The organism is uncultured Succinivibrio sp., assembly GCF_902756765.1.
In the GTDB taxonomy this organism is placed as follows: Bacteria; Pseudomonadota; Gammaproteobacteria; order Enterobacterales; family Succinivibrionaceae; genus Succinivibrio.
On record NZ_CACVSS010000194.1, the window covers coordinates 1 to 2,084 of the forward strand.

The following is a 2,084-nucleotide window of genomic DNA, read 5'->3' on the forward strand; positions in this document are numbered from 1 at the left end:
GGCAGCAATGAACTGACAGAGGAATTTACCTTTAAAGGCTTTATCTGATGAGGCATAAGCACGATTAAAGTTGAGGTGATCTTTAAAGGTCTGGAAGTGCTTTTCAACCCTGCGTCTGCAGTTATAAAACAAAAATACATTACAGTAAAGTTTACTATCAATTTTTCCTTAAAAAAAAAGATAGTCTTCAAAAATATAGCGTGCTCCCAAAAGGATAGAAAAAAATCTTAAAGCATATGCAATGGTGTTTGCTGGTCCAGCCTGTGTTTACTGCGAACTTCAGAAATAGTTTTATATCAAAAAATCTTCACACTTATCTGAATCTGGAATAGTCCTGTTTTATCCTTAAAATAGAAATGGTGAGTTAAGCTCTTAACTCATCAGCTCTCCCCTTCTTCTTTTTCTTACTCATTACCTTTAAAGCGCAACTGTTTAATGAATAACGTTCACTGAGGTGAAAAAATGTTAAGAGATCTATATGACGGTGAATACGATCCTATGTATTTCAGCGTTGATACCAAGGACGCAGCTGACTTAATATTCGAGAACCTGAAGAATAAATTAGCTGCAGAGACAAACATCAAAGCAGGCATCATTTCCTATGAAGTCTCTGATGATAAGAAAGCTAAAACAGAAGCATTTATCAGGATGCAGAGAGTTTCAGATAATACAGTTCCATATACTCCTGACAATCAGATCTGGAATGACTATATTGAAGCATTCTGGGGCGGTTACTTCAGATCATCTGGATTCCATAGTGATTTCTACAGAAGAGAGTTTTTAAAAGATAATGAACTTTTATCCGCGCTGGCAGCTTTCTATAGAGAGTCTAACGATGAAAAACTGAATTGTCTGATGTCCATTTTCGAAAAACAGCAGTTAAACGTTAGTGCTTCCGACCTTATTTTCTCTGTGTACAAAGAATTATATTTGCCATCAGCCAATTTTATCATTAAGCATCTTGGTAAATGTTTCCGCATAATTACAAAAGAGAAGCTGACTGAGCCGACCTATTCCTCCAAAATTACCATTAACAATCTAAAGGAGAAAAAGGAATATATTCTAAAGCTCCTTGAAATGTATGACATGAAGCCATGTTCGTATAAAGAAGAGCAAAAAGCAGCATCTTTGCTTGAAGAATGTATCTGTGAGTATTATGACTCGGATAAATACCGAAAGGAGTTAGGAGAAATTCTGGCTAAAAGCCAGGAATTGTGTGCTGCCATAGATGACATGTATGACAGAGAAGAGCTTGCCTGAAGTGCATAACATTCAGCGTTATTCTTGGCTGTGATTCGTTTTAAGCTTTATGGACAGGAAATAGAATCAAGGTTAATTCAATTATACCTGCCTCATTATTTAAGGAGATGGAAGATGTACGTTTATATTCATGGACTGAACTCTGATGGCAAAAGATCAGCAGCTCTTCTGGAAAAAAGCTTAAAAGAAAAAGTTGTAAGACTTGAATGGCAGTGCGATCGACCTTTTGACGAGAATATCGCCTATCTTCTGCATGAAACTGAAGATCTGGAAAAGCAGATGGACGATCTTGAGAATATGGTGATTATCGGCAGCTCCATGGGCGGTTACTATGCTGCTGTTATCGCTGTACTTAAATGCTATTACTGCGTTCTCTTCAATCCTGTAATCAATCCTGAGAAGACGCTGCTGCAGTTTAAGGGACTCAATCGTAACTTTGCAACCGGTCAGACCTATGAGCTTACTGATGAGCTTATTAACAGCTACCGTTTTTCAGGAAAACTAAATAAGCATGGAATTCCAAGATATGTAGTCTTAGGTAGAAATGATACTGTCCTTGACTACAGAGAAGCTGAAGAATTCTACAGAGGCTGCAGTATTACCGAGATTACGGATGAAGAGCATCAGATAAAAGACTACGAGCCATATGCAAAAGAAATATTATCAATGAAATATGCCGTTTGTTATATCGATCCTGACGAACTTGATAGTCAAAACTAGTTTTTCATTTTCTCAATAAAACACTGATGTTCTTTGGTGTCTTTATCGTAGTTAATGCCAACAACCAGAACCTCGCCCTTATAGTCACGGAAGATTCTGCCGTA

Annotated in this window: 2 protein-coding genes; both read left to right on the plus strand. The window is 37.3% G+C overall.

Translation table 11 applies throughout. The features are described 5' to 3' along the window. Positions 1 to 462: 462 nt before the first annotated feature. Entirely contained in the window at positions 463 to 1,260 is a 798-nt protein-coding gene (locus QZU45_RS12310; RefSeq protein WP_295355713.1) for a hypothetical protein, read from the plus strand. Between the two features lie 114 nt (positions 1,261 to 1,374). Next, positions 1,375 to 1,980: a YqiA/YcfP family alpha/beta fold hydrolase gene (locus QZU45_RS12315; protein WP_295355715.1), complete on the plus strand. Its 606-nt coding sequence runs from the start codon at positions 1,375 to 1,377 to the stop codon at positions 1,978 to 1,980. The last annotated feature ends 104 nt before the right edge of the window (positions 1,981 to 2,084 follow it).